Raw genomic sequence first — 25,261 nt, 5'->3', positions numbered from 1 at the left:
TGCAACGATCCCGCGGCAACCGCCCCCGGTGCCGTTAGAAATTCGTCAACAGATCGTGTGAAAAAGGCCAGCCCCCGGATCGCAAGGACTGGCCTCTTCGACTGCGTTACGTGAAGTGAAGCGAGTCGGTTCTTATTTGCCGAGGATGACGCGGCCGTTCTTGACCTCGCCCATCACGACCATGCCCGCCTTGATGGCTTCGTGATCGTCACGGGTGAACGGCTTGTCATAGGTGGTGACCACGCCTTCGACCTTGGTATTGAGGTTTTCCAGTGCAGCACGGACCTTGTCGCCATCGGTGGTGCCGGCCTGCTTGATGGCAGCGGCCAGCAGCAGGATGGAGTCGTAACCCTGGGCAGCCGAGACGGCCGAAGGCATGCGGTCAACCTTGTAGGCCTTCTGGTAAGCCTCGATGAAAGCCTTGCGCTTGGGCGTGTTGCCGTCCTGGATGAAGGTTTGCGGCATGCGGGCACCGTTGCCGTTCTTGCCGGAGTTGTCGATGAAGTTGCCCATCGACAGCGGCCAGCTGCCGATGATGGGCACCTGCCAGTTCAGCTTTTCCATGCCGTTGGCGATCTGCGCCAGTTCCGGGCCGATGCCGTAGGTCAGCACGGCTTGTGCGCCGCCCTGCTTGGACTTGAGCAGCTGGGCCGTCATGTCCACGTCCTTGATGTTGTACTTTTCGACGGCCACCGGGGTGACCTTCTTGTCGGCCAGCACTTTTTCCAGGTCTTCACGGCCGAGCTGGCCGTAGTTGGTGGAGTCGGCCAGGATGGCGACCTTGGTGAATTTCTGCTTGTCGACGGCTTCGTCGGCGATCATCTTGGCCTGGATCTTGTCAGCGGCCGAGGTGCGGAAAATGTAGTTGTCCTTTTCCTTCTCGAACTGCTTGGTGATCACGGTGCCGGTGGCCACGTTGTTGATCACCGGGATCTTGGCTTCCTGGTAGAAGCGCTGGGAGGCCAGTGCCACGCCGGTGTTGATGAAGCCGACGGTGGCGACCACCTTTTCCTTGTTGATCAGTTCCTGGGCGATCTGCACGCCGCGTTCGTTCTTGGCCTCATCATCGCGCTCGACCAGTTGGATCTGGCGGCCCAGCACGCCGCCGGCCGCATTGATCTCGGCTACGGCCAGCTTGACGCCATCACGCATGGACACGCCCATCGGGGCAGAGCCACCGGTGTAAGGGCCGGAAACGCCGATCTTGATCGGATCCGCAGCCTGCGAAGTGAGCGCCAGGCTCATCAGGGCAGCGGCAACAAAGGCTTGGGTCTTGTAGCTCATGTCATCCTCCAGAATGTAATTGTTGGCTAGCACGCGAGCGGGCATAGCGCTTTTGGAACCCGCTCCGTGTGAACGAATTCTCCGCTCCCCTTCGCTCTGTGGCGAATCCTTGCGGGAGTGTCGGGGCCGATTCTGTCCCAGTTTCCTTGCGCCAAACTTACAAGCTTGTCAGGAGCTGTCGCAGCTTCTCAGGCAACGCGGTGGATTTCTCTTTCTTGAAATCGACCCAGACGATTTTTGCGGCACCATCAGCATAAATGATCTGTTCATCGGCAGCGTCGCGGATGACATACGTAGTTTCCACACTCGTGCGCCCCAGGTGCCCGGCGCCCATCTGCACCAGGATGCTGGCGGGATACTTCATCTGGCGGCGGAAATTGCAGTGCGCATTGACGATCACCGGCCCTTCCTCGCCTGCGATGGTGGGCCCGAATACCTCTTCCAGCCACTCGATGCGGCACTGCTCCATGAAGCGAAAATAGAGCGTGTTGTTGACGTGGCCGAAGGCGTCCATGTCACCCCACCGGATGCGTTGCTGCGAGACGTACAGGGGCTTGCTTGCGGCGGCTTCGTGACTGCTCATCGTGGGTCCTTTCCCGGTTTGATTCATCAATGAATGTAATTTTTTTCATGCGCGGTGTGCGCGACCTGTCGCATTTACGACGAAGTGTCGACCCGCATCTGCCGGGACTTCCTGCTTCATTATCGAGTCACCCTGCTCGCCAATACGCCCTCACCGCAGTGACCGCGCATAACAAAGGGTTATCAGGCCACGCCAATACGGTATGAGCCCCGTGCAGAAAATCCCATAAAATACGGCACCTCCGGAAACCTTCCGGTGCGGCGCGATTTTCCGGCAGGACAGTCCGCTTGCAGTGCATTGTTTCAGATATGAACGTTAGAAGTTGAATAAAAAGGACAGCGAAATGGTCCTTCCCTCTAGCGTTCCTTCGAAAAATACTTAACAATAGCACGATCGTTCGAAAAACAGGCAGTTCACATAACACGGGACACCCATGACTTCTTCTCAAGACTTGCTCGCACAATACGGCCCTCGCGAATCGATGGAATATGATGTCGTCATCGTCGGCGGCGGCCCCGCAGGCCTGTCGGCGGCGATTCGCCTCAAGCAGCTGGCTGCGCAACAGAACCGGGAAGTCTCGGTCTGCGTGCTGGAAAAAGGCAGCGAAGTCGGCGCCCACATCCTTTCCGGCGCGGTAATGGACCCGCGTGCCTTGACCGAACTGATCCCCGACTGGAAGGAACAAGGCGCCCCCCTGAACACGCCGGTGACTGAAGACCGCTTCCTGTTCCTCTCCGAGAGCAAGGCCTACAAGACCCCGAACTGGTTGTTGCCGACCTGCTTCCAGAATCATGGCAACTTCGTGATCTCGCTGTCCAACGTCACCCGCTGGCTGGGCCAGCAGGCCGAGGCGCTGGGCGTGGAGATCTTCCCCGGTTTCCCGGCAGCCGAAGTGCTGTACCACGAGGACGGCTCGGTCAAGGGTGTGGCCACCGGCAACCTGGGCATCAACAAGGAAGGCGAACCGACCGTTGACTTCCAGCTGGGCATGGAGCTGCACGCGAAATACACCTTCTTCGCCGAAGGTGCGCGCGGCCACCTGGGCAAGCAGCTCATCGCCAAGTACAAGCTCGACGCCGGCCGCGATCCGCAGACCTATGCCATCGGCATCAAGGAGCTGTGGGAGGTGAAGCCCGAAGTGCACCAGCCCGGCCTGGTGGTCCACACCGCCGGCTGGCCGCTGGCCAATGACACCTACGGCGGTTCCTTCCTGTATCACCTGGAGAACAACCAGGTCGCCGTCGGTTACGTGGTGGGACTGGCTTACCAGAATCCGTATCTCTCGCCCTTCGAGGAATTCCAGCGCTACAAGACCCATCCCGAGATCCGCAAGTTCTTCGAAGGCGGCAAGCGCATCTCCTATGGCGCCCGTGCGATCACCGCCGGTGGCGTGCAATCGCTGCCCAAGCTGGTCTTCCCCGGTGGTGCGCTGCTGGGTTGCGATGCGGGCTTCCTCAATGCCTCGCGCATCAAGGGCAGCCATGCCGCGATCAAGAGCGGCATGCTGGCCGCAGACGCCGCCTTCGCGGCGCTGGGTGAGAACCGACAGTCCGATGAGCTGGCAGCCTACCCGGCCGCCTTCGAGGCCTCCTGGTTGAAGGAGGAGCTGCACAAGGCGCGCAACTTCAAGCCCTCGATGAGCAAGGGCCTGATCACCGGCACCCTGCTGGTCGGCATCGATCAGGTGCTCTTCGGTGGCAAGGCGCCATGGACCCTGCGCCATACCCACGCCGACCACGAATGCCTGCGCCCTGCTTCGGACTTCGCACCGATCGCCTATCCGAAACCGGACGGCAAGCTGACCTTCGACCGCCTGTCTTCGGTGTTCATCTCCAATACCAACCACGGCGAAGACCAGCCCGCGCACCTGACGCTGAAGGACAAGAACGTTCCGGTGCAAGTGAACCTGGCCAAGTACGCCGGTCCGGAATCACGCTACTGCCCGGCAGGCGTCTATGAATTCGTGAAGAACGAAGACAATTCCGATCGCCTGCAGATCAACGCGCAGAATTGCGTACACTGCAAGACCTGCGACATCAAGGACCCGACGCAGAACATCGTGTGGGTCACGCCGGAAGGCGGCGGCGGGCCGAACTACTCGGGCATGTAAGCGCCCTGCCCCGTCTGGCAAAAACGAAAGCCGCATCCTTGTCGGGATGCGGCTTTTTTCATCGGGTCAGTGCTGGCCTCAGATACCGGCCGGACGTTGCGGCGGCGTCCAGCTGCCATTGACGATCTTCTCCAGCCAGAACATGCCGATCACGGTCTTCACATCGGTGATCTGCCCATTGCGCACCTGCTCCAGCAGCTCGGCCAGCGGGGCCTTGTAGATGTCGAGGAATTCACCTTCGTCCAATTCACGCTCGCCCTCCTTCAAGCCCCGCGCCAGATACAGCACCAGGTGTTCATCGGAGTAGGCGATGGCATTGTGAATGGTGCAGACGTACTGCCATTCGGTGGCGGTATAACCGGTTTCTTCCTTCAGTTCGCGCTTGGCGCAATCCAGCGTATCTTCGCCCGGATCGATCTTCCCGGCCGGGAATTCGATGAAGACGCGGTCCAGCGGATAACGGAACTGGCGCTCCATCAGCACGCTGCCGTCATCGAACAGCGGCAGCACGGCGACCGCGCCAGGATGCTTGATGTATTCGCGGGTGCTTTCCTTCCCGTCCGGCAGCACGATGGTGTCCTTCTGGACCTTGAGGAAATGGCCGTCGTAGACCTGGCGACTGTCTTTCTGCGTCTCTTTGAGATGGGCGTCCATGATATGAGCGAGGGAATAAGGGAGTGAGGGGAAGAGGAAAAAACCAATGGCCGCGCCGGCAGGCAGCACCCAATAAAAAAGGCGCCGGTCCGTGACCGACGCCTCATTCAGGCTGCTTCAGGCGTGCTGCTTGCGCAGGTAGCGCATCACGTAGCCGGGGTAAGCCAGCACCAGGAACAGGCAGCCGGTGATGGCATAGAATTCCCAGCCCTGGGTGAAGACGTTGCCGATGCCCGCTTCCAGCAGGTGGGCCACCATGCCGACAGCGAAATACAGCACCACCAATTCCACCAGGCGCAGCCAGATCGGCTTGACCCAGGAAGCGTCCTTGCGGAGCGGAACCAGGCCGAACAATTGCTGGTTGAAGAAAGGCAAATTGGCCGCCAGGGCGGCCAACAGGATGACGATCCAGCTGAACAGGGAAACGTTCATTCCCCTGTTTCCTTACGCCACGACCTTGCTGAGGAAGGTCGCCAGGGTGCTGACGATGGCATTGGTGCAGGCATCCATCAGGTGACCCGGCCACAGGCCGATGGCCAGGGCGGCAATGCCGTTCAAGCTCAGCACGACACGCATTTCCGGCGTGGCGACGATCTTGCTGGTGTCGGTGGGCTCATCGAAGTACATCACCTTGACCACACGGATGTAGTAGAAGGCACCGATCAACGAGAAGACCACGGCCAGCACCGGCAGCCAGATCTGGCCAGTGGCCATGGCGGCCTGCAGCACCGACAGCTTGGCGTAGAAGCCCACCAGCGGGGGGATACCGGCCAGCGAGAACATCATGATCATCATCACAGCAGCGAACCACGGGCTGCGCTGGTTGAGGCCCTTGAAGTCTTCCAGCGTATCGGCTTCGAAGCCCGAGCGCGACAGCAGGATGATGACGCCGAAGGAACCCAGGGTGGTGATCACGTAGGTCACCGCGTAGAACAGCGAAGAGCTGTAGGCGTTGACGGCCGAGAACAGGTTGCCGTCGACCACGCCCGACATCATGCCCAAGAGCATGAAGCCCATGTGCGAGATGGTCGAGTAGGCCAGCATGCGCTTGATGTTGGTCTGCGCGATGGCGGTGACGTTACCGAGGATGATGGACAGCACGGCCAGCACCATCAGCATCTGCTGCCAGTCCACGGCCAGCGGCAGCATGCCTTCGACCAGCAGACGGAAGGTGATGGCGAAAGTCGCCAGCTTCGGTGCGGCACCCAGCAGCAGGGTCACCGGGGTGGGCGAACCTTGGTAGACGTCAGGCACCCACATGTGGAAGGGTACGGCACCCAGCTTGAAGGCCAGGCCAGCCACCACGAACACGATGCCGAACACCAGCGGGGTGCGGTCAACGGTACCCGAAACGATGGCACGGAAGACTTCGTTGAGTTCCAGGGCACCGCCGGTGGCGCCATACAGCATCGACATGCCGTACAGCAGGAAACCGGAGGCCAGTGCGCCCAGGATGAAGTACTTCATGCCGGCTTCGGTGGAAGCCGCGTGATCACGGCGCAGGGCCACCAGTGCGTACAGCGACAGCGACATCAGTTCCAGGCCCAGGTAGATGGACAGGAAGCTGTTGCCGGAGATCATGACCATCTGGCCCAGCAGCGCGAACAGCGCCAGGGCGTAGTATTCGCCGCCCAGCGGACCACCGGTGATGCCGCGTGCGGTGTTGTACTGGCGCGAGTAGATGAGCGTAACGCCCACACCCAGGTAGGTGAACAGCTTCAACAGGTTGGCCAGCGGATCGGACACGAACATGTTGTTGAACGTGTAGACCGTAGCGCCCGTGTTGAGGTCGGCAAAGGTCAGTACCGCACACACCACCAGCGCTGCCAGGGACAGCAGATAGGTGATGACGCGCTTGCTTTCCGGCAGGAACATATCGATCAGCAGGATCGCGGAAGTCGCGATCAGCAGAAATATTTCCGGATAGACAGGGATCAGATTCATGTTATTCATTTAGTTACTACCGCTTGTGTACGCCCGCTTGTGTCGCGACCTTGATCGCGCCGCCCGACCGGCAATGCCACACCGGCTCGTCTCGTTACTCGTTGTTGCCCAGCTTGGTTGTTGGCGGGACGCGAGCGCCCCGCCCTTCACTTCTGCAGCGCAGATCAGTTGATCTTGGAGACCGCCACGTGCTTCAGCAGGTCGGTCACCGAGGTCTGGATGCTGTCGGTGATGATGCCGGGATAGATACCCATGACCAGGGTAGCGATCGCCAGCAGGCCCAGGATGAAGAACTCACGGCCATTCACATCCACCAGCTCGGCCACGTGATGGTTGGTCACGGCGCCGAAGATGACGCGCTTGGCCAGCCACAGCGAGTACGCCGCGCCCAGGATCAGGGCGGTGGCGGCCAGCAGGCCAATCCAGAAATTGAACTTCACTGCACCCAGGATCACCATGAATTCGCCGACGAAACCGGAGGTGGCCGGCAGGCCGCAATTGGCCAGCGAGAACAGGATGAAGAAGAAGGCGAAACGCGGCATCTTGTTGACCACACCGCCGTACTGGGCAATCTCACGGGTGTGCATCTGGTCATACAGCACGCCGATACACATGAACATCGCGCCGGAGACGAAACCGTGCGAGATCATCTGCACGATACCGCCCTGCACTGCCATGTCGTTGAACATGAAGAAGCCCAGGGTGACGAAGCCCATGTGGGCGATCGACGAGTAGGCGACCAGTTTCTTCATATCCTGCTGGACCAGGGCCACCAGACCGATGTAGATCACGGCCACCAGCGACAGGAAGATCATGAAGCCCGACAGCGCATGGCTGGCGTCCGGCAGGATCGGCAGCGAGAAGCGCAGGAAACCGTAGGCACCCAGCTTCAGCATGATCGCGGCCAGCACGATGGAGCCACCGGTCGGTGCCTGCACGTGGGCGTCCGGCAGCCAGGTGTGCACCGGCCACATCGGCACCTTCACGGCAAAGGCAGCCAGGAAGGCGAAGAACAGGATCTTCTGTTCCATCATCGACAGCGGCACCTGATGCCAGGTCGGGATCTCGAAGCTGCCGCCCGACACGTAGTACAGGTAGATCAGGGCGATCAACATCAGCAGCGAACCGAGCAGCGTGTACAGGAACAGCTTGAAGGCTGCATACACGCGGTTGTCGCCGCCCCAGACGCCCACGATGATGAACATCGGGATCAGGGTCGCTTCGAAGAAGGCGTAGAACAGCATCGCATCCAGCGAGGAGAACACGCCGATCATGATGCCGGAGAGGATCAGGAAGGCACCCATGTACTGGGCCACGCGCTTCTGGATCACCACCCAGCCGGCCAGCACCACGATGACCGTGATGAAGGCGGTCAGCGGCACGAACCACAGCGAGATGCCGTCCAGGCCCAGGAAGTAGCTGATGCTGAAGCGGTCGATCCAGGGCGTCTTTTCGACGAACTGGTAACCGTGCGCCAGCGGATCGAAGTGCTGGATCAGCGGGAAAGTAACGACCAGGCCGACCAGCGAACCGAACAGCGCCAGCCAGCGGGTCAGGCCCGGATTGCTGTCGCGGCCCAGTGCCAGGACGAGGATGCCGAAGACGATCGGTACCCAGATCGCGAGGCTCAAGATGGGAAATGTTGACTGCATCATGGTTGTTATTTACTCGGACAGCTTATTTGGCGAACGGGAACGGCATGAACCACACCAGGAAACCCAGCACCCCGATGATCATCACGAACGCATAGTGATAGATGTAACCGGACTGCCAGAGACGCGTGAATTTCGAGAACCAGCCGACGACCTTGGCGCTGCCGTTGACGAACAGGCCGTCGATGATGCCACGGTCGCCCACGGTGGACAGTCCGCTGCCCAGCAGGCGGGCACCGCCGGCAAAGACGACTTCGTTGAACTTGTCCATGTAGTACTTGTTGTCCAGGATAGTGTAGATGATGCTGAACTTTTCCTTGAACCAGGCCGGCACGCGCGGATTGATCATGTAGCAGTAGTACGCCACGACCACACCGGCGATGGCCAGCCACAGCGGCGCGCTGGTGAAGGCGTGCAGCACCATGGCCACCGGGCCGTGGTATTCGTGGGCCAGTTCTTCCATGACCTTGTGGTTTTCACCGAAGAAGATCACGCCCTTGAAGAAGTCGCCATACAGCATCGGCGAGATCGCGAAGAAACCGACGATGACCGAGGGAATGGCCAGCAGGATCAGCGGCAGGGTCACCACCAGCGGCGACTCGTGCGGCTTCTGGCCCGGGGCCAGGCCGTGATGATGCTCATCGTGGCCGTGATCGTCGTGCGCATCGTGGGCATGGTCGTCATGCACGCCATGGGCGGCAGCCGGAGCGTGGTGATCGTCATGGCCGTGCGCCTGGCCGAAGCGCTCCTTGCCATGGAAGACCATGAAATACATGCGGAAGGAGTAGAAGGCCGTCACGAACACGCTGGCCAGCACGGCGAAGTAGGCAAAGCCCGAACCCGCCAGGTGCGACTCGGCCGCGGCTTCGATGATCGAATCCTTGGAGTAGAAGCCCGAGAAGAACGGGGTACCGATCAGCGCCAGCGAACCCAAGAGCGAAGTGATCCAGGTGATGGGCATGTACTTGCGCAGGCCGCCCATGTTGCGCATGTCCTGGTCGTGGTGCATGCCGATGATGACCGAACCGGCGCCCAGGAACAGCAGTGCCTTGAAGAAAGCGTGGGTCATCAGGTGGAACACGGCCACCGAGTAGGCCGAAGCACCCAGTGCCACGGTCATGTAACCCAGCTGCGACAGCGTGGAGTAAGCCACCACGCGCTTGATGTCGTTCTGCATGGTGCCCAGGAAGCCCATGAACAGCGCCGTGATGGCACCGATCACCAGGATGAAGGACAGCGCGGTGTCGGACAGTTCGAACAGCGGCGACATGCGGGTGACCATGAAGATACCGGCCGTCACCATGGTGGCAGCGTGGATCAGCGCGGAAATCGGGGTCGGGCCTTCCATCGAGTCCGGCAGCCAGACGTGCAGCGGGAACTGGGCCGACTTGCCCATGGCGCCCACGAACAGGCAGATGCAAGCCACGGTCAGCAGCATCCAGTCGGTACCCGGCAGGGTCAGCTGGGCCAGCTCGGCGCGCTTGTCAAAGACTTCGGTGTAGTTCATCGAACCGGCGTAAGCCAGCAGCAGGCCGATACCCAGGATGAAGCCGAAGTCACCGACGCGGTTGACCAGGAAGGCCTTCATGTTGGCCTTGATGGCGGTCGGGCGGGTGTACCAGAAACCGATCAGCAGATAGGACACCAGGCCCACCGCTTCCCAGCCGAAGAACAGCTGCAGGAAGTTGTTGCTCATGACCAGCATGAGCATGGAGAAGGTGAACAGCGAGATGTAGGAGAAGAAGCGGTTGTAGCCCTCATCTTCAGCCATGTAGCCGATGGTGTAAATGTGCACCATCAGGGACACGAAGGTCACCACGCACATCATCATCGCGGTCAGGCTGTCGACCATGAAGCCGATCTCCAGCTTGAGGCCGGCCACCGTCATCCAGTTGTACAGCGTACCGTTGTAGGTGGCGCCGTCCAGCACTGCGAGCAGGGTCTGGAGGGAGATGATGGCGGCAATCAGCACGCCCAGGATGGTCGCGGTATGCGACACCTTGCGGCCAACCACGTTGCCGAAGAATTTGGTACCCAAGAGGCCGGCGATGGCCGAGCCTGCCAGCGGCGCCAGGGGTACAGCAAGAAGAAGATGTGGGTTAAGTTGCCCAGCCATGATGAACCTTATCGCTTATTGGCTGCCCCGCCCGCAGCGCTGCTGCAAGGGGGCCTCCCATCTTTAAATGAAATTCAAACCAGAACGCAAAAACAGGATGCTGCGGATGCCGACTCAGCCCTTGAGGCTGTCGAGGTCTTCCACGTTGATGGTATCCAGGTTACGGAACAGCACCACCAGAATCGCCAGACCGATGGCGGACTCGGCCGCAGCCACGGTCAGGATGAAGAACACGAAGATCTGTCCGCCCGCGTCACCGAGGTAATGCGAGAAAGCAATGAAGTTCATGTTGACCGCAAGCAGCATCAGTTCGATGGCCATCAGCAGGACGATGACGTTCTTGCGGTTCAGGAAAATGCCGACGATCGAGATCGCGAACAGGATCGCGCCGATGATCAGGTAGTGGGAGAGCGTGATTGCCATGATTCTTGTTCGCCCTTCTTAAGATTGTTGACCCGCGGCCGGCTTGTCGGCCGCTGCAGCGGCAGCTGCGGGCGCATTGCGGGTGGATTCGGCCTTCATGCTGACCAGGCGCACGCGGTCCGATGCCTTGACCTTGACTGCCTGGGCCGGATCGAAGTACTTGCTGTCCTTGCGCTTGCGCAATGTCAGGGCCACGGCGGCGACGATGGCCACCAGCAGGATCACGGCCGCGATTTCAAAGGCGTAGACGTATTCGGTGAAGATCAGCTTGCCCAGCGGCTTGGTCTGGCCCAGCGTGTCGGAGACGGCCGGCACCTGCGATTCATAGACCCAGAAGCTGTTGAGCAGAACCGCCGCCATTTCCAGCACGATGATCACGCCGATGGTGGCCGCCAGCGGGAAGTAACCCCAGAAGCCCTCGCGCAGCTTGTCCATGTTGATATCGAGCATCATCACCACGAACAGGAACAGCACCATCACCGCGCCGACATAGACCAGCACCAGCACGATGGCCAGGAACTCGGCCTTGAGCAGCATCCAGAGGCCGGCCGCCGAGAAGAACGACAGCACCAGGAACAGCGCCGCATGCACCGGGTTGCGGGCCGTGATGACGCGAACGGCGGCGATTACCACCAGCACCGCGAACACGTAGAACAAGACAGTTTTAAATTCCATAATCAACCAGAAGTTGGTTCATTCAATCAGCACGGGGACCACACAGCAGGCCATCCCATCGCAATACATCCAACACGTTGCCGCAAGCCCTGCACCACCCTGCCCGGCCGCCCCGTATTACGCAGGGCCGCCTGGCAGCACCGATCAACGGTAGGCGGCGTCGGCTGCACGTGCAGCGGCGATTTCGTTTTCGTAACGGTCGCCCACTGCCAGCAGCATTTCCTTGGTGTAGTACAGGTCGCCCCGCTTTTCACCGTGGTATTCCAGGATGTGCGTTTCGACGATCGAGTCGACCGGGCAGGACTCTTCGCAGAAACCGCAGAAGATGCACTTGGTCAGGTCGATGTCGTAGCGGCTGGTACGACGGGTACCGTCTTCACGCTGCTCGGATTCGATGGTGATGGCCATCGCCGGGCAGACCGCTTCGCACAGCTTGCAAGCGATGCAGCGTTCTTCACCGTTGGGATAACGGCGCAGCGCGTGCAGGCCGCGGAAACGCGGGGACATCGGCGTCTTTTCCTCGGGGAACTGCACGGTGATCTTGCGCTTGAACAGGTAGCGACCGGTCAGGGCCAGGCCCTTGAACAGTTCGCGGAGCATCAGGCTGCCGAAAAAATCCTTAATAGCTTCCATTTTTAGCCTCAGCCTTCCAACTTATTTCCAGATATTCCAGGGCGACTGGATCCAGATCGCCACGACCACCAGCCAGACCAGGGTCAGCGGGATGAACACTTTCCAGCCCAGACGCATGATCTGGTCATAGCGGTAGCGCGGGAACGATGCGCGGATCCACACGTACAGCGACAGGAAGAAGAAGGTCTTCAAGCCTAGCCAGATCCAGCCCGGGATGAAGTCCAGCGCGGACACCGGAGCCGACCAGCCGCCGAAGAACAGCAGTGCGGTCAGGATCGAGATCAGGATCATCGCGGCGTATTCAGCCAGGAAGAACATGGCGAAGGACATGCCCGAGTACTCGATCATGTGACCGGCCACGATTTCGGATTCACCTTCCACGACGTCGAACGGGTGACGGTTGGTTTCAGCCACGCCGGAGACGAAGTAGATGACGAAAATCGGCAGCAGCGGCAACCAGTTCCACGACAGGAAGTTCAGGCCCATGGAGGCGAAGTGGCCCTGGGTCTGACCCATGACGATATCAGTCATGTTCAGGCTGCCAGAAACCATCAGCACCACGACCAGGCAGAAGCCCATGGAGATTTCGTAGGACACCATCTGTGCCGAAGCACGCATCGCACCGAGGAAGGCGTACTTCGAGTTCGAAGCCCAGCCGGCGATGATGATGCCGTAGACTTCCATCGAAGTAATGGCCATCAGGTACAAGAGGCCCGCGTTGACGTTGGCCAGCACGTGTTCCGGCGAGAACGGCACGACCGCCCAGGCGGCCAGCGCCGGCATGATGGTCATCACCGGTGCCAGGTAGAACAGTGCCTTGTTGGCCTTGGACGGGGTCGAGATTTCCTTGAAGATCAGCTTGACGGCGTCAGCAATGGGCTGCAGCAGACCAGCAGGACCCACGCGGTTCGGGCCCAGGCGCACGTGCATCCAGCCGATCAGCTTGCGCTCCCAGTAGGTCATGTAGGCCACGCACACCAGCAGCGGCACCATCACCACCAGGATCTTGACCAGGGTCCACACCAGCGCGAACAGGGTCGGACCCAGCAGCGCCGGTCCCACGTTGTTGATTTGGGCGATCAGGTGATCCATTTTTACGCTTTCTCCACGACGATTGCGCCAAACATGCCGCCCAGTGCAGCGGTGGAGGCGTGCGCAGCAGCCACGCGCACCACGTTTTCCGGCAGTTTCTTATCGATGGCGGCGGTCAGCGCAGCGCTGCCCGAGCCTTGCTTGACATTGACCTTGTCGCCTTCGACCACGCCCAGCTTGGCGGCCAGGGAAGCCGACAGCCATGCCTTGGGTGCCTGGCCGTCGCGGGTTTCCAGCAGCGGCGGCGAACGGCGTGCGATTGCGTCGGCAAAGTAGATGGGCACATCGGCCACACGCTCGACACCACCCGCCGCAGCTTGCACAGCCTGCGCTTGCACGCTGGCGATGTTGTTCAGGCGGGCCGACAGGTCGGTTTCCCTGCCCAGCAGCTCGTCGCGGATGGATTCGGCGGTTTCGTAATCGAAGTTTTCCAGTTCCAGCAGGTTGCCCAGCACGCGCAGGACCTTCCAGCCCGGACGTGCATCGCCGGCCGGCTTGACGGTACCGTTGAAGCTCTGGGCACGGCCTTCGGCATTGACGAAGGTGCCGGCGGTTTCGGTGAAGGGCGCGATCGGCAGCAGCACGTCGGCGTAGTCGGCACCGTGCTGGTAGGCCGACATCACCACGACCATCTCGGCCTGGTTCAGGGCGGCACGCGCAGCTTGCGGATCGTAGCTGTCCAGTTCCGGCTCGGCGTTGAGCAGCAGGTAAGCCTTGCGCGGCTGTGCGAATGCGGCAGCGGCGTTGGCGCCCTTGCCCGGGGTCGGCACGGCGTTGGCCAGGTAGCCGCCGACGGCGTTGCCGCCATCGGTCAGCACACCCAGCTTGGCACCGGTCTGTTCGGCGATCCACTGTGCGGCTGCATGCAGTTGCGCAGCTTGCGGATGCTGGACGGCGGCGTTGCCGAGGAAGAGGCCACGGCCTTCACCGGACAGCAGGCTGGCAGCGGTTGCCTTGGCAGCGTCCGATGCCACCACGCCAGCGTAGGCGGCAGGAGCAGCCACACCCTTGGCTTCAGCCACGGCCACGGCCACTTCGGCGAGGGCGGACAGCCATGCCGAAGGAGCGGCGATGATCTTGTTGGCGATCGGCATCAGCAGATCGTCGTCGGTGGCGTGCAGCACGCTGACCTTGGCACCGCTCTTGGCGGACTGGCGCAGGCGGGCCGACAGCAGCGGATGATCCTTGCGCAGGAAGGAACCGATCACGAAGACGCGGTTCAGCTGCGAGAATTCGACGATGGACATGCCCAGCCACGGCTTGATCTGGCCATCCAGGCCGAAGTCGGACTGGCGCAGGCGGAAGTCGACGTTATCCGAACCGACACCGCGCACCAGCTTCTGCAGCAGGCTCAGTTCTTCCAGCGTGGAGTACGGGGTAGCCAGCGCGGCGATGGAATCGGCACCGTGCTCATGACGGATGTTGCGCAGGCCATGGGCGACGTATTCCAGCGCGGTCTGCCAATCCACTTCCTGCCACTTGCCGTCTTGCTTCAACATCGGCTTGGTCAGGCGTTGTTCGCTGTCCAGCGCTTCGTAGGCGAAACGGTCCTTGTCGGAGATCCAGCACTCGTTGACTTCTTCGTTTTCGAAGGGCAGCACGCGCATGACCTTGCCATTCTTGACCTGGACGATCAGGTTGGCACCAACGCTGTCGTGCGGGCTCACCGACTTGCGGCGCGACAGTTCCCAGGTACGGGCGCTGTAGCGGAACGGCTTGGAGGTCAGCGCACCGACCGGGCACAGATCGATCATGTTGCCCGACAGTTCGGAGTCCACGGTCTTGCCGACGAAGGTAGTGATCTCGGAATGTTCACCGCGGCCCAGCATGCCCAGCTCCATCACGCCGGCCACTTCCTGGCCGAAGCGCACGCAGCGGGTGCAGTGGATGCAGCGGTTCATTTCCTTCATGGAGATCAGCGGACCGACGTCCTTGGGCTCCACGACACGCTTTTCTTCCTGGTAGCGCGAGGAGGAACCGCCGTAACCGACGGCCAGATCCTGCAGCTGGCACTCACCGCCCTGGTCGCAAATGGGGCAATCCAGCGGGTGGTTGATCAGGAGGAATTCCATCACGCCCTTCTGGGCCTTGACGGCCTTGTCGCTGGCGGTGCGCACGATCATGCCGTTGTTGACCGGCGTGGCGCAGGCAGGTAGCGGCTTCGGGGCCTTTTCGACCTCGACCAGGCACATGCGGCAGTTGGCCGCGATGGATAGTTTCTTGTGATAGCAGAAGTGAGGGATGTACGTGCCGATCTTGTTGGCAGCGTCCATGACCATGCTGCCTTCTTGCACTTCAACCTTCTTGCCGTCTATTTCGATTTCAACCATGGCTGTTTGCCCAAGCTAAATATTCTTTGCCAACGATGCCGGCGGAAGGCTTATCGCATCCCGCCCGGCATCCCCTGCCCTGTTCAGATGTAAGCCGGAACCAGGCAGTGTTTGTGCTCGATGTGGTATTCGAACTCTTCGCGGAAATTCTTCACGAACGCGCGCACCGGCATCGCCGCAGCATCACCGAGCGCGCAGATGGTGCGGCCCTGGATGTTGTCGGCCACCGAATTGAGCACGTCCAGATCTTCCATCTTGCCGTGACCGTTTTCGATACGCTCCACCATGCGGTACATCCAGCCGGTGCCTTCGCGGCACGGCGTGCACTGGCCGCAGGATTCTTCATAGTAGAAGTAGGACAGGCGCAGCAGCGACTTGACCATGCAGCGCGTCTCGTCCATCACGATCACCGCGCCCGAACCCAGCATCGAACCGGCCTTGGCGATGGCGTCGTAATCCATGGTGGTGTCCATCATGACGTCGCCACGGATCACCGGTGCGGACGAGCCACCCGGGATGACGGCCTTGATCTTCTTGCCGCCGCGCATGCCACCAGCCAGTTCCAGCAAGGTGGAGAACGGCGTGCCCAGCGGGATCTCGTAGTTGCCCGGACGCTCGACGTCACCCGAGATCGAGAAGATCTTGGTGCCGCCGTTGTTGGGCTTGCCCATCTCGGCGTAGGCCTGCGGGCCTACCTTGAAGATGAAGGGAACGGCCGCGAAGGTCTCGGTGTTGTTGATGGTGGTCGGCTTGCCGTACAGGCCGAAGCTGGCCGGGAACGGCGGCTTGAAGCGCGGCTGGCCCTTCTTGCCTTCCAGCGACTCCAGCAGCGCGGTTTCTTCGCCGCAGATGTAGGCGCCGTAACCATGGTGCGCGTGCAGCTGGAAGCTGAAACCGGTGCCGAGGATGTTGTCACCCAGGAAGCCGGCCGCACGGGCTTCTTCCAGGGCTTCTTCGAAACGCTCGTACTCGGCGAAGATCTCACCGTGGATGTAGTTGTAGCCGACCGTGATGCCCATGGCATAGCCGCCGATGATCATGCCTTCGATCAGCGCGTGCGGATTGTAACGAATGATGTCACGGTCCTTGAAAGTGCCCGGCTCACCTTCATCTGTATTGCAGACGAGGTATTTCTGGCCAGGGAACTGGCGCGGCATGAAGCTCCACTTCAGGCCGGTAGGGAAACCCGCACCACCGCGGCCACGCAGGCCCGAGGCCTTGAGGTCGGCGATGACTTGTTCCGGAGTGATCTTCTCGTTGAGGATGCGCTTGAGCGAATCGTAGCCGCCGCGCTTGACGTAATCCTCGAGATGCCAGTTCTCGCCATTCAGGTCGGCGAGGATCAGCGGTTTGATGTGGCGGTCGTGCAGGCAGGTCATTTCTTCAGTTCCTCCAGCAGCGCGTCGATCTTTTCGTTGGACATCCAGCTGCACATTTGATGGTTGTTGACCAGCATGACCGGAGCGTCGCCGCAAGCGCCCATGCATTCGCCTTCCATCAGCGTGAACTGGCCGTCGGCCGTGGTTTCGCGATAATCGATGCCCAGCTTGTGCTTCAGGTGATGGGCAGCGCGCTCGCCACCCGACAGCAGACACGGCAGGTTGGTGCACACGGTGATCTTGTGCTTGCCCACCGGGCTGGTGTTGAACATGTTGTAGAAGGTCGCGACTTCCTGCACGGCCACGGCGGGCATGCCGATGTAGTCGGCAATTTCCTGCTGCAGCTCGGCCGGCAGCCAGCCATGCTCCACCTGAGCGATGCGCAGCGCGGACATGACCGCAGACTGGCGCTGGTCCGCCGGGTATTTCGCGAGTTCGCGATCGATTTTCTTAAGGGCTTCTTGACTTAACAGCATATCGTTGGCCATCCATGCGCATCATTACTGCGCGGTTATTGGATATTCCCCAAACCTGACGGGCTTCCTGAAGAAGCCCGCCTTGACTCTTGCTTTTCGACTTATCGGTCGATTTCCCCGAACACGATGTCTTGCGTACCAATGATGGTGACCGCATCGGCAATCATGTGACCCTTGGCCATTTCGTTCAGGGCTTGCAGGTGGGCAAAGCCCGGGGCACGGATCTTCAGGCGGTACGGCTTGTTGGCACCGTCGGAGACCAGGTAGATACCGAATTCGCCCTTCGGATGCTCGACGGCAGCATACGCCTCGCCGGCAGGCACGCGGAAGCCTTCGGTGAACAGCTTGAAGTGGTGGATCAGGTCTTCCATGTTGGACTTCATGTCCGCACGTTTGGGAGGCGCGATCTTGTGGTTGTCGGTAATGACCGGACCCGGATTGTTGCGCAGCCACTCCACACATTGCTTGATGATGCGGTTGGACTGGCGCATTTCAGCCACGCGCACCAGGTAACGGTCGTAGCAGTCACCGTTCTTGCCGATGGGGATGTCGAAGTCCAGCAGGTCATACACTTCGTAAGGCTGCTTCTTGCGCAAGTCCCAGGCGATGCCCGAACCACGCAGCATCGGACCGGTGAAGCCCATCTGCAATGCACGTTCCGGCGAGACCACGCCCACGCCCACCAGGCGCTGCTTCCAGATACGGTTGTCGGTCAGCAGGGTTTCGTATTCGTCGACATAGGTCGGGAAACGATTGGTGAAGTCTTCGATGAAGTCCAGCAGCGAGCCCTGACGGTTTTCGTTCAGTTCGCGGATGGCCTTCTCGTTGCGCACGATGGAAGCCTTGTACTGCGGCATGCTGTCCGGCAGGTCGCGGTAGACGCCGCCTGGACGATAGTAGGCCGCGTGCATGCGGGCGCCGGAGACGGCTTCGTAGCAGTCGAACAGGTCTTCGCGCTCACGGAAGGCATACAGCAGCACGCCCATCGCACCCACGTCCAGCGCGTGTGCGCCGATCCACATCAGGTGGTTCAGCAGGCGGGTGATTTCGTCGAACATCACGCGGATGTACTGCGCGCGCAGCGGCACTTCGATGCCCAGCAGGCGCTCGATGGCCAGCACGTAACCGTGCTCGTTGCTCATCATCGAGACGTAGTCCAGGCGATCCATGTAAGGCACGGATTGCAGGAAGGTCTTTTGCTCGGCCAGTTTTTCGGTGCCACGGTGCAGCAGGCCGATGTGCGGGTCGGCACGCTGGATGACTTCACCGTCCAGCTCCAGCACCAGGCGCAGCACGCCGTGCGCGGCCGGGTGCTGGGGACCGAAGTTCAGCGTATAGTTTTTGATCTCTGCCATTATTTGATCCCGTAGTTTTCTTCACGAATGATGCGCGGGGTGATTTCGCGCGGCTCGATCGTTACGGGTTGATAGATGACGCGTTTCTGTTCGGCGTCGTAACGCATTTCGACATAGCCGGACACCGGGAAGTCCTTGCGGAACGGGTGGCCAATGAAGCCATAGTCGGTCAGGATGCGGCGCAGGTCGGGGTGACCGTCGAAGAGGATGCCGTAGAAGTCAAACGCTTCACGTTCATACCAGCCAGCCGAATTCCAGATCGGATCGACCGAGGCCACGATGGGCAGATCATCATCCGGCGCAAACACGCGCACACGCACACGCCAGTTGTGCGAGATCGACATCAGGTGCGACACCACGGCAAAGCGCGGACCGTCCCAGGCACCATCGCCATAGGTCGAGTAATCCACGCCGCACAGGTCGATCAGTTGTTCGAAACGGGTGTCGGCATGGTCGCGCAGCACGCGCATGGCCGACAGGTAGTCAGCGGCCTTGACCACCACGGTGACTTCACCGAGGGCCACAGTCAGGTTCTGAAGATACCCTCCAAGCGCATTACGCAGGGCGGCTTCGAGAGTTTCCAATTTTGTCGTCATACTGCCCTCTTAGCGCGCGATGGTGTTGGTGCGCTTGATCTTGTTCTGCAGCTGGATCACGCCATACAGCAGCGCCTCAGCCGTCGGCGGGCAACCCGGGACATACACGTCGACCGGCACGATGCGGTCGCAGCCACGCACCACCGAGTACGAATAGTGGTAATAGCCACCGCCGTTGGCACAGGAGCCCATGGAGATGACCCAGCGCGGCTCCGGCATCTGGTCGTAAACCTTGCGCAGCGCCGGCGCCATCTTGTTGCACAGGGTGCCGGCCACGATCATCAGGTCGGACTGGCGCGGCGACGGACGGAACACCGCACCGAAGCGGTCCAGGTCGTAACGCGACGCACCGACGTGCATCATTTCAACCGCGCAGCACGCCAGACCGAAGGTCATGGGCCACAGGGATCCGGTACGGGTCCAGTTGATTACCTTATCCAGCGAGGTGGTAACAAACCCCTCATTCAATACGCCTTCAATAGACATGGCTTACTCCCAATCCAGGGCACCCTTTTTCCAGATGTACCAAAATCCGACAACAAATTCAGCGATGAAGACCATCATCGTGACGAAACCTTGCCAGCCCAGCTCACGCATGGACACGCCCCAAGGGAAGAAGAAGGCGGTTTCCAGGTCAAACAGGATGAACAGGATGGCGATCAGGTAGTAGCGCACATCGAACTTCATGCGCGCATCTTCGAATGCTTCGAAACCGCATTCGTAAGGAGAAGTTTTTTGAGCGTCCGGCTTGTGCGGACCAAGAAGACGACCGAGGAGCTGGGGAGCGACACCGACACCGATGCCGACAAGAATAAACAGGAGGACTGGGAAGTAATTTTCGAGGTTCACGATTGGCCGCTATGCGTTGGTTTATCGATGGGAATGATTCTCAATATCAATCAGAAACTTCCTCGACAAAAAGCCAGCTCAGGCACTAGGACCTTCGCTGGCTTTTCATTTCATTTCTATGGTGCCGACGACGAGACTCGAACTCGTACAGCTTTCGCCACTACCCCCTCAAGATAGCGTGTCTACCAATTTCACCACGTCGGCTTGAAGCAGCTATTGTACCTTCATTTGTTACTCTTGTTCAATGCACAATCAGCAAAAAAGAAAGATTCTTCCTACTTTATTCTTCGATTATTCCAGAATCCGCAAAGGCTTATTTCGGAATCTGATTCGACTGGTCGCCCGGCTTTGCAGCGTCGGTCGGCGCAGCCGGTGCGGCGGGTGCAGCCTGCTGGGCAGGAGCGGCCGGCACCTGCAGATTATCCATCACGCTGCCGCTTTGCGCAGTGTGGTGATTGCCGATGAAGGTCAGGCCCAGGGTGGCCACGAAGAAAATGCCGGCGGCCACGGCCGTCGACTTCGACAGGAAGTTCGACGAGCCGGTCGCACCGAAGAGGCTGCCCGACGCGCCGGAGCCGAAGGCAGCGCCCATGTCAGCACCCTTGCCGTGCTGCAGCAACACCAGACCGATGATCGCCAGCGCTGCCAGCACCTGAACTACAACCACAACCAAAAACAAAGTATTCATTTAAACAAGTCCACTCTTGATGTTTCAATCGCCTGCTGCATCTGCGTCAAAGTATCGCTTCCGCAACTGACAAACCCCTTACTCTACTTCAGGCCGCTGCCTTGATGATGGCCAGGAAATCCGCCGCCTTCAATGCCGCACCGCCGATGAGACCGCCATCGATGTCAGCCATGGCCAGCAACTGCTCGGCATTGTCCGGCTTCATGCTGCCGCCGTACAGGATACGTACCTTGGCTGCCGCTTCCGCACTCTTGGCACCGAGACGCGCACGCAGCATCGCATGCACTTCCTGCGCCATTTCCGGCGTGGCGGTCTTGCCGGTACCAATCGCCCAGACCGGCTCGTAGGCCACCACGATGCGGGCTGCCTCTTCCACGCTCAGCGCTGCCAGAACGACGTCAAGCTGGCCACCCACGATTTCATTGGTCTGGCCGGCTTCGCGCTGCTCCAGCGTTTCACCCACGCAAACCACCGGCACCAGGCCGGCCTTCAATGCTGCTACCGTCTTGGCCGCCACCGCTGCGTCGGTCTCGCCGTGATAGGCGCGACGCTCGGAGTGACCCAGGATGACATATTGCACACCGAATTCCTGCAGCATCGCTGCAGACACCTCGCCGGTGTAGGCACCGGCAGCGTGCGCGGACATGTCCTGCGCACCCAGTGCCACGGCCGAACCAGCCACCGCACCCTGCACCTGCGCCAGGTAAGGCGCCGGCACACAGACGGCCACATCGCACACATCAGCCGGCAGGCTTTCCTTGATTCCAGCCACCAGGGCTGCATTGGCAGCCAGGCTGCCATTCATTTTCCAGTTACCGGCTACGAGTTTGCGACGCATAGGCTGATTTCTACGAGATGGGTGTCAATTTGGATAACCTCGTATTGTAGCCGGTACGGGCGCTTGGCGCAAAGCCGGACTGTCGCGGCCGTGCGTCCCACCCTCCCCCGCTCACAGTTCCAGCATGATCTTGCCGATGTGGGCGCTCGATTCCATCATGGCATGGGCCTGTGCCGCCAGCTCCAGCGGGAAACGATGATGGATCACCGGCTTGATCTTGCCGGCCTCGATCAGCGGCCACACGTGCTGGCGCAGCTTGGCCGCAATCGCCGCCTTGAAGGCGACCGGGCGCGGACGCAGGGTCGAGCCGGTGATGGTCAGGCGGCGGCGCATGACTTGCCCCATGTCCAGCTCACCCTTGGATCCACCCAGCTGGGCGATGAAGACCAGGCGGCCATCATCGGCCAGGGACTTGATCTCGCGCGGCAGGTAGTCGCCGCCGACCATGTCCAGAATCACGTCCACACCTTTGCCGCCAGTCAATTCCTTGACCACAGCCTCGAAATCCTCGGTTTTGTAGTTGATGGCCCGCTCTGCACCCAATTCTTCACATGCTCGGCACTTGTCGGCACTGCCGGCCGTGGCAAACACGCGATGCCCCAGCGCACGGGCGATCTGGATGGCCGTCACGCCGATGCCGGAAGAGCCGCCCTGCACCAGCAAGGTTTCTTCACCTGACAATTGGCCACGGTCGAAGACGTTGCTCCACACAGTGAAGTAATTTTCCGGCAGGGCCGCCGCCTCCAGCGCGCTCAATCCTTTGGGCACCGGCAGGCACTGGGCCAGCGGCGCCGCGCAGAACTCGGCATAGCCTCCGCCCTGCACCAGCGCACAGACCAGGTCGCCCAGCTTGAACCCGCTGTCGCCCAGGTCGCCGGCGACGATCTCACCGGCCACTTCCAGGCCCGGCAGCTCCGAAGCACCAGGCGGCACCGGATAGTTGCCGGTGCGCTGGAATACGTCCGGACGGTTCACGCCCGCCGCATGCACCTTGATGAGCACTTCACCTGCCTTCAACTCCGGCACGGGCCGCTCACAGGCCTGCAATACCTCGGGGCCGCCAAATTGCTTGATCTCGATTGCGCGCATGTGTCCTATCCTTCAATTCAATGGGGTGTGATGGGTCTCAGAGCGAAGCCGCCGCCCGCGCCGCCGTGTCATACAGCCCGGAAGCATTGCGCAGCAGCTGGGCCGCCTCGCCGATGGCCTGGTTGGGAATGCCGCTCTCGGCCTGTACCTCGATGAGGCAGCGCTCGCGCACCTCGCGGTACTTCATGCACAGCGCCTGCCCGGCCGGGGTGGTCGAAAACAGCAATTCCTTGCCGGCCTTCTCGCTCTTGACGTAGCCGGCCTTGACCAGCTTCTTCAAGGCATAGGTGACCACGTGGGTGTCCTCGACGTTCAATACGAAACAGATATCGGCCAGTTTTTTCTTGCGGTCCCGATGGTTGACGTGATGCAGCAGGGAGACCTCAATGGCCGTCATGTCCTTCGCACCGGCGGCGGCCATGCAGCGCACCATCCAGCGGTTGAAGGCATTGCTGGCCATGATGAGGGCATATTCCAGCTCGGAGAGCTCGGCACTGCGTTCGGAAACCAGGTGCTGCGACGACACGATCTTGGTCGGGCGCGGTGCCGGGTCGGCACCGGGCAATTCAGTCTGGACGGGCTTGGACGTCTCGTTGTTCTCTTGGCTCATGGGAAGCGTGGGGCTCAGGACGACAGAATGGCAACACTATAGCGCAAAGATTAAATAAATAATTTATCGACATATTGTTTATATTTTCTTTGAAATGTAATATCCGCAAAAAAGCAGGGCATCACCAGACGCACCTTGACCCCGGCAGCGGCATGGCCGGGTTCTCAACAAAAATCTCAGCCGAGGCGAGAGACACATGCAGCCACCCCAGCTCCACCCTTTGGGCGACCGCGCACTGCTCTGCAGTTTGCCGGCCCCCGCCACCCTGCCCCAGCAGCAACGCATCTGGGCGCTGGCCACGCTGGCCAGTGAATGGGAAGAAGTCAGCGAAGTCGTGCCCGGCATGAACAACCTGACCCTGATCACCAAGCGCCCCGTCATCGATCTGGATACCCTGTCGCAGCGCGTCCTGAAGAGCTGGCCCAAGCTCGGCAGCTCGGCCAGCGAAGGCCGCATGGTCGAGATCCCGGTGGTCTATGGCGGCAGCGCCGGTCCGGACCTGGACAACGTGGCCCGTCACACCGGCCTGTCGACCAGGGAAGTGATCGAACGCCACAGCCACGCCGAATACGTGGTGTATTTCCTCGGCTTCCTGCCCGGCTTCGCCTACATGGGCGGGCTTGACGCCAGCCTGGCCACGCCGCGCCACACCACGCCGCGGGTGAGCATCCCGGCCGGGTCGGTAGGCATCGGCGGGGAACAGACCGGTATCTATCCGATGGCCTCCCCCGGCGGCTGGCAACTCATCGGCCGCACCGCCCTGCAACTGTTCGATCCTTCCCAGCAACCGCCGACGCTGCTGCGTCCCGGCGACCGTGTACGCTTTACCGTGGAGCGCGTGGCCTCATGATCGACATCATCCAACCCGGCATGCTGGCCTCGGTGCAGGACATGGGCCGCAGCGGCCATCGCAGCCTGGGCATCCATCCCGGCGGCGCCCTCAATACGCTGGCGCTGGCCAGCGCCAACCTGCTGGTCGGCAATCCGGTCGATGCGGCCGGACTTGAAATCACCATGGGCGTGGCCGAACTGCGCTTCACCCGCGACACCCGCATCGCCCTCGGTGGCGACGATATCGGGGCCACCCTCGATGGCAAACCCATCGCCGCCTGCTGGAGCATTCCGGTGCGCGCCGGCAGCGTGCTCAAGCTGAGCCTGGCGGCCGCGGATTCCCCCGAGCAGGCGCCTCGCCACAGCATGCGGACCTACCTCGCTGTGGCCGGTGGTATCGATGTGCCGGTAGTGCTGGGCTCACGCAGCACGGACCTGAAAGCCGGCTTCGGCGGCCACCAGGGGCGTGCCCTCAAGCGTGGCGACAAGCTCCCCATCGGCGACGCCAGCGCCGCCTCTGCCGCGGTCCATGGTCCGGCCTTCGGCGTGCGTTCCCCGCGCTGGAGCGGCCTGGCCCTGCGTGCCGATGAACACAGCCAGCACGTCACCCTGCGCGTGCTGCCCGGCCCCGAATTCGATCAGTTCAGCAAGACCTCGCGTGAAGCGCTGTGGTCCGACACCTGGCGCGTCACACCCAACAGCAACCGCATGGGCTATCGCCTCGAAGGTCCGGAACTCAAGCGCAAGCAAGGCCGCGACATGCTCTCGCATGGCGTGGTGCCGGGCGTGATCCAGGTGCCGCCCTCGGGCCAGCCCATCATCCTGATGGGTGATGCCCAGACTACCGGCGGCTATCCGAAGATCGGCGTGATCATCGGTGCCGACCTGTGGAAGCTGGCACAAGCCCCGCTGAATGCCACCCTGCGGCTGGAACCCTGCGAGCTGGCCGATGCCCTGGCCGCCGCCGAAGAACAGCAGCGCTATCTCGATTCCATCCGCGCCACGGTCGCCGCCCTGGACTGGTCGCGCGCCACGCTCTACAAGAAATAAGGGA

The 25,261-nt window shown here is 61.0% G+C and carries 25 protein-coding genes and 1 tRNA gene; 3 read left to right on the top strand and 23 right to left on the bottom strand.

The window, feature by feature from the left end:
• Positions 1-132 precede the first annotated feature (132 nt).
• The gene (locus tag CEJ45_RS05565) at positions 133-1,284 is read right to left on the bottom strand and encodes an ABC transporter substrate-binding protein (protein ID WP_088754194.1); all 1,152 of its coding nucleotides are present in this window, start codon (positions 1,282-1,284) and stop codon (positions 133-135) included.
• 157 nt (positions 1,285-1,441) lie between these two features.
• The gene (locus CEJ45_RS05560; protein WP_088754193.1) at positions 1,442-1,867 is read right to left on the bottom strand and encodes an acyl-CoA thioesterase; all 426 of its coding nucleotides are present in this window, start codon (positions 1,865-1,867) and stop codon (positions 1,442-1,444) included.
• A 433-nt stretch (positions 1,868-2,300) separates the two neighbouring features.
• Here CEJ45_RS05560 and CEJ45_RS05555 point away from each other — a divergent pair, with 433 nt between their 5' ends.
• Positions 2,301-3,977, top strand: a complete 1,677-nt coding sequence (locus CEJ45_RS05555) for an electron transfer flavoprotein-ubiquinone oxidoreductase (RefSeq protein ID WP_088754192.1) — start codon at positions 2,301-2,303, stop codon at positions 3,975-3,977.
• A gap of 78 nt (positions 3,978-4,055) precedes the next feature.
• Here CEJ45_RS05555 and CEJ45_RS05550 read toward each other — a convergent pair whose 3' ends face one another.
• The 21 genes from CEJ45_RS05550 to CEJ45_RS05450 form a co-directional block, all read right to left on the bottom strand.
• A complete protein-coding gene (locus CEJ45_RS05550; RefSeq protein WP_088754309.1) occupies positions 4,056-4,631 on the bottom strand; it encodes an NUDIX domain-containing protein in 576 nt (191 codons plus the stop codon).
• A gap of 117 nt (positions 4,632-4,748) precedes the next feature.
• Positions 4,749-5,063 (bottom strand): DUF2818 family protein, encoded by a 315-nt coding sequence (locus tag CEJ45_RS05545; RefSeq protein ID WP_088754191.1) that lies wholly within the window; start codon positions 5,061-5,063, stop codon positions 4,749-4,751.
• Positions 5,064-5,075: 12 nt separating this feature from the next.
• Positions 5,076-6,584 (bottom strand): NADH-quinone oxidoreductase subunit NuoN, encoded by a 1,509-nt coding sequence (nuoN, locus tag CEJ45_RS05540; RefSeq protein ID WP_088754190.1) that lies wholly within the window; start codon positions 6,582-6,584, stop codon positions 5,076-5,078.
• A gap of 155 nt (positions 6,585-6,739) precedes the next feature.
• On the bottom strand, positions 6,740-8,230 hold the full coding sequence (locus tag CEJ45_RS05535) for an NADH-quinone oxidoreductase subunit M (protein WP_088754189.1): 1,491 nt from the start codon (positions 8,228-8,230) through the stop codon (positions 6,740-6,742).
• Positions 8,231-8,252: 22 nt separating this feature from the next.
• Positions 8,253-10,343: an NADH-quinone oxidoreductase subunit L gene (nuoL, locus tag CEJ45_RS05530; RefSeq protein ID WP_088754188.1), complete on the bottom strand. Its 2,091-nt coding sequence runs from the start codon at positions 10,341-10,343 to the stop codon at positions 8,253-8,255.
• Positions 10,344-10,457: 114 nt separating this feature from the next.
• The gene (gene nuoK / locus CEJ45_RS05525) at positions 10,458-10,766 is read right to left on the bottom strand and encodes an NADH-quinone oxidoreductase subunit NuoK (RefSeq protein WP_013233782.1); all 309 of its coding nucleotides are present in this window, start codon (positions 10,764-10,766) and stop codon (positions 10,458-10,460) included.
• Between the two features lie 18 nt (positions 10,767-10,784).
• Positions 10,785-11,441, bottom strand: coding sequence for an NADH-quinone oxidoreductase subunit J (locus CEJ45_RS05520; RefSeq protein ID WP_088754187.1), 657 nt, complete (start codon positions 11,439-11,441; stop codon positions 10,785-10,787).
• Positions 11,442-11,585: 144 nt separating this feature from the next.
• The gene (gene nuoI / locus CEJ45_RS05515; protein ID WP_008327661.1) at positions 11,586-12,074 is read right to left on the bottom strand and encodes an NADH-quinone oxidoreductase subunit NuoI; all 489 of its coding nucleotides are present in this window, start codon (positions 12,072-12,074) and stop codon (positions 11,586-11,588) included.
• 21 nt (positions 12,075-12,095) lie between these two features.
• Complete coding sequence (gene nuoH, locus CEJ45_RS05510; protein WP_088754186.1) at positions 12,096-13,166, bottom strand: NADH-quinone oxidoreductase subunit NuoH; 1,071 nt, start codon at positions 13,164-13,166, stop codon at positions 12,096-12,098.
• 2 nt (positions 13,167-13,168) lie between these two features.
• Positions 13,169-15,496, bottom strand: coding sequence for an NADH-quinone oxidoreductase subunit NuoG (gene nuoG, locus CEJ45_RS05505; RefSeq protein ID WP_088754185.1), 2,328 nt, complete (start codon positions 15,494-15,496; stop codon positions 13,169-13,171).
• An 83-nt stretch (positions 15,497-15,579) separates the two neighbouring features.
• Positions 15,580-16,875, bottom strand: a complete 1,296-nt coding sequence (gene nuoF, locus CEJ45_RS05500) for an NADH-quinone oxidoreductase subunit NuoF (RefSeq protein WP_008327658.1) — start codon at positions 16,873-16,875, stop codon at positions 15,580-15,582.
• The gene (gene nuoE / locus CEJ45_RS05495; RefSeq protein WP_006712943.1) at positions 16,872-17,363 is read right to left on the bottom strand and encodes an NADH-quinone oxidoreductase subunit NuoE; all 492 of its coding nucleotides are present in this window, start codon (positions 17,361-17,363) and stop codon (positions 16,872-16,874) included. The genes nuoF and nuoE overlap by 4 nt, the downstream gene beginning before the upstream one ends.
• An 89-nt stretch (positions 17,364-17,452) precedes the next feature.
• The gene (locus CEJ45_RS05490) at positions 17,453-18,706 is read right to left on the bottom strand and encodes an NADH-quinone oxidoreductase subunit D (RefSeq protein ID WP_088754184.1); all 1,254 of its coding nucleotides are present in this window, start codon (positions 18,704-18,706) and stop codon (positions 17,453-17,455) included.
• Positions 18,706-19,302, bottom strand: coding sequence for an NADH-quinone oxidoreductase subunit C (locus tag CEJ45_RS05485; protein WP_088754183.1), 597 nt, complete (start codon positions 19,300-19,302; stop codon positions 18,706-18,708). The genes CEJ45_RS05490 and CEJ45_RS05485 overlap by 1 nt, the downstream gene beginning before the upstream one ends.
• Positions 19,303-19,311: 9 nt before the next feature.
• Complete coding sequence (locus CEJ45_RS05480; RefSeq protein ID WP_006712940.1) at positions 19,312-19,788, bottom strand: NuoB/complex I 20 kDa subunit family protein; 477 nt, start codon at positions 19,786-19,788, stop codon at positions 19,312-19,314.
• Between the two features lie 3 nt (positions 19,789-19,791).
• Positions 19,792-20,151, bottom strand: a complete 360-nt coding sequence (locus CEJ45_RS05475) for an NADH-quinone oxidoreductase subunit A (RefSeq protein WP_006712939.1) — start codon at positions 20,149-20,151, stop codon at positions 19,792-19,794.
• Positions 20,152-20,270: 119 nt separating this feature from the next.
• A tRNA-Leu gene (locus CEJ45_RS05470) sits at positions 20,271-20,355 on the bottom strand.
• A 109-nt stretch (positions 20,356-20,464) separates the two neighbouring features.
• Positions 20,465-20,839 carry a preprotein translocase subunit SecG gene (secG, locus tag CEJ45_RS05465; protein ID WP_088754182.1) on the bottom strand — a complete coding sequence of 125 codons (375 nt, stop codon included), beginning with the start codon at positions 20,837-20,839 and terminating at the stop codon, positions 20,465-20,467.
• A gap of 88 nt (positions 20,840-20,927) precedes the next feature.
• A complete protein-coding gene (tpiA, locus tag CEJ45_RS05460) occupies positions 20,928-21,677 on the bottom strand; it encodes a triose-phosphate isomerase (protein ID WP_088754181.1) in 750 nt (249 codons plus the stop codon).
• A 111-nt stretch (positions 21,678-21,788) separates the two neighbouring features.
• The gene (locus tag CEJ45_RS05455) at positions 21,789-22,766 is read right to left on the bottom strand and encodes an NAD(P)H-quinone oxidoreductase (RefSeq protein ID WP_088754180.1); all 978 of its coding nucleotides are present in this window, start codon (positions 22,764-22,766) and stop codon (positions 21,789-21,791) included.
• A 37-nt stretch (positions 22,767-22,803) separates the two neighbouring features.
• Positions 22,804-23,376 carry a winged helix DNA-binding protein gene (locus CEJ45_RS05450; protein WP_229296840.1) on the bottom strand — a complete coding sequence of 191 codons (573 nt, stop codon included), beginning with the start codon at positions 23,374-23,376 and terminating at the stop codon, positions 22,804-22,806.
• A 196-nt stretch (positions 23,377-23,572) separates the two neighbouring features.
• On the opposite strand from CEJ45_RS05450, the gene pxpB reads away from it, so the two are divergent.
• Both pxpB and CEJ45_RS05440 read left to right on the top strand, forming a co-directional pair.
• A complete protein-coding gene (pxpB, locus tag CEJ45_RS05445) occupies positions 23,573-24,226 on the top strand; it encodes a 5-oxoprolinase subunit PxpB (RefSeq protein ID WP_088754179.1) in 654 nt (217 codons plus the stop codon).
• Positions 24,223-25,257: a 5-oxoprolinase subunit C family protein gene (locus tag CEJ45_RS05440; RefSeq protein WP_088754178.1), complete on the top strand. Its 1,035-nt coding sequence runs from the start codon at positions 24,223-24,225 to the stop codon at positions 25,255-25,257. Before pxpB ends, CEJ45_RS05440 begins: the two co-directional genes overlap by 4 nt.
• Positions 25,258-25,261 lie beyond the last annotated feature (4 nt).

The sequence above is a fragment of the Herbaspirillum aquaticum genome, assembly GCF_002213425.1.
GTDB lineage: Bacteria > Pseudomonadota > Gammaproteobacteria > Burkholderiales > Burkholderiaceae_D > Herbaspirillum > Herbaspirillum aquaticum.
The sequence above is the reverse complement of the archived record's forward strand: the minus strand, read 5'-3'. Positions and strand labels throughout refer to the sequence as shown.

Coding starts and splice junctions, on each gene's coding strand:
- nuoG (WP_088754185.1), bottom strand. CDS start 15,496: ATGGTTGAAATCGAAATAGACGGCAAGAAGGTTGAAGTGCAAGAAGGC.
- CEJ45_RS05560 (WP_088754193.1), bottom strand. CDS start 1,867: ATGAGCAGTCACGAAGCCGCCGCAAGCAAGCCCCTGTACGTCTCGCAG.
- pxpB (WP_088754179.1), top strand. CDS start 23,573: ATGCAGCCACCCCAGCTCCACCCTTTGGGCGACCGCGCACTGCTCTGC.
- CEJ45_RS05490 (WP_088754184.1), bottom strand. CDS start 18,706: ATGGCAGAGATCAAAAACTATACGCTGAACTTCGGTCCCCAGCACCCG.
- nuoF (WP_008327658.1), bottom strand. CDS start 16,875: ATGACCTGCCTGCACGACCGCCACATCAAACCGCTGATCCTCGCCGAC.
- CEJ45_RS05520 (WP_088754187.1), bottom strand. CDS start 11,441: ATGGAATTTAAAACTGTCTTGTTCTACGTGTTCGCGGTGCTGGTGGTA.
- CEJ45_RS05440 (WP_088754178.1), top strand. CDS start 24,223: ATGATCGACATCATCCAACCCGGCATGCTGGCCTCGGTGCAGGACATG.
- CEJ45_RS05535 (WP_088754189.1), bottom strand. CDS start 8,230: ATGATGCAGTCAACATTTCCCATCTTGAGCCTCGCGATCTGGGTACCG.
- CEJ45_RS05545 (WP_088754191.1), bottom strand. CDS start 5,063: ATGAACGTTTCCCTGTTCAGCTGGATCGTCATCCTGTTGGCCGCCCTG.
- CEJ45_RS05485 (WP_088754183.1), bottom strand. CDS start 19,302: ATGACGACAAAATTGGAAACTCTCGAAGCCGCCCTGCGTAATGCGCTT.
- nuoE (WP_006712943.1), bottom strand. CDS start 17,363: ATGGCCAACGATATGCTGTTAAGTCAAGAAGCCCTTAAGAAAATCGAT.
- nuoK (WP_013233782.1), bottom strand. CDS start 10,766: ATGGCAATCACGCTCTCCCACTACCTGATCATCGGCGCGATCCTGTTC.
- CEJ45_RS05555 (WP_088754192.1), top strand. CDS start 2,301: ATGACTTCTTCTCAAGACTTGCTCGCACAATACGGCCCTCGCGAATCG.
- CEJ45_RS05550 (WP_088754309.1), bottom strand. CDS start 4,631: ATGGACGCCCATCTCAAAGAGACGCAGAAAGACAGTCGCCAGGTCTAC.
- nuoL (WP_088754188.1), bottom strand. CDS start 10,343: ATGGCTGGGCAACTTAACCCACATCTTCTTCTTGCTGTACCCCTGGCG.
- CEJ45_RS05565 (WP_088754194.1), bottom strand. CDS start 1,284: ATGAGCTACAAGACCCAAGCCTTTGTTGCCGCTGCCCTGATGAGCCTG.
- CEJ45_RS05480 (WP_006712940.1), bottom strand. CDS start 19,788: ATGTCTATTGAAGGCGTATTGAATGAGGGGTTTGTTACCACCTCGCTG.
- nuoH (WP_088754186.1), bottom strand. CDS start 13,166: ATGGATCACCTGATCGCCCAAATCAACAACGTGGGACCGGCGCTGCTG.
- CEJ45_RS05450 (WP_229296840.1), bottom strand. CDS start 23,376: ATGAGCCAAGAGAACAACGAGACGTCCAAGCCCGTCCAGACTGAATTG.
- nuoI (WP_008327661.1), bottom strand. CDS start 12,074: ATGGAAGCTATTAAGGATTTTTTCGGCAGCCTGATGCTCCGCGAACTG.
- tpiA (WP_088754181.1), bottom strand. CDS start 21,677: ATGCGTCGCAAACTCGTAGCCGGTAACTGGAAAATGAATGGCAGCCTG.
- CEJ45_RS05455 (WP_088754180.1), bottom strand. CDS start 22,766: ATGCGCGCAATCGAGATCAAGCAATTTGGCGGCCCCGAGGTATTGCAG.
- secG (WP_088754182.1), bottom strand. CDS start 20,839: ATGAATACTTTGTTTTTGGTTGTGGTTGTAGTTCAGGTGCTGGCAGCG.
- nuoN (WP_088754190.1), bottom strand. CDS start 6,584: ATGAATAACATGAATCTGATCCCTGTCTATCCGGAAATATTTCTGCTG.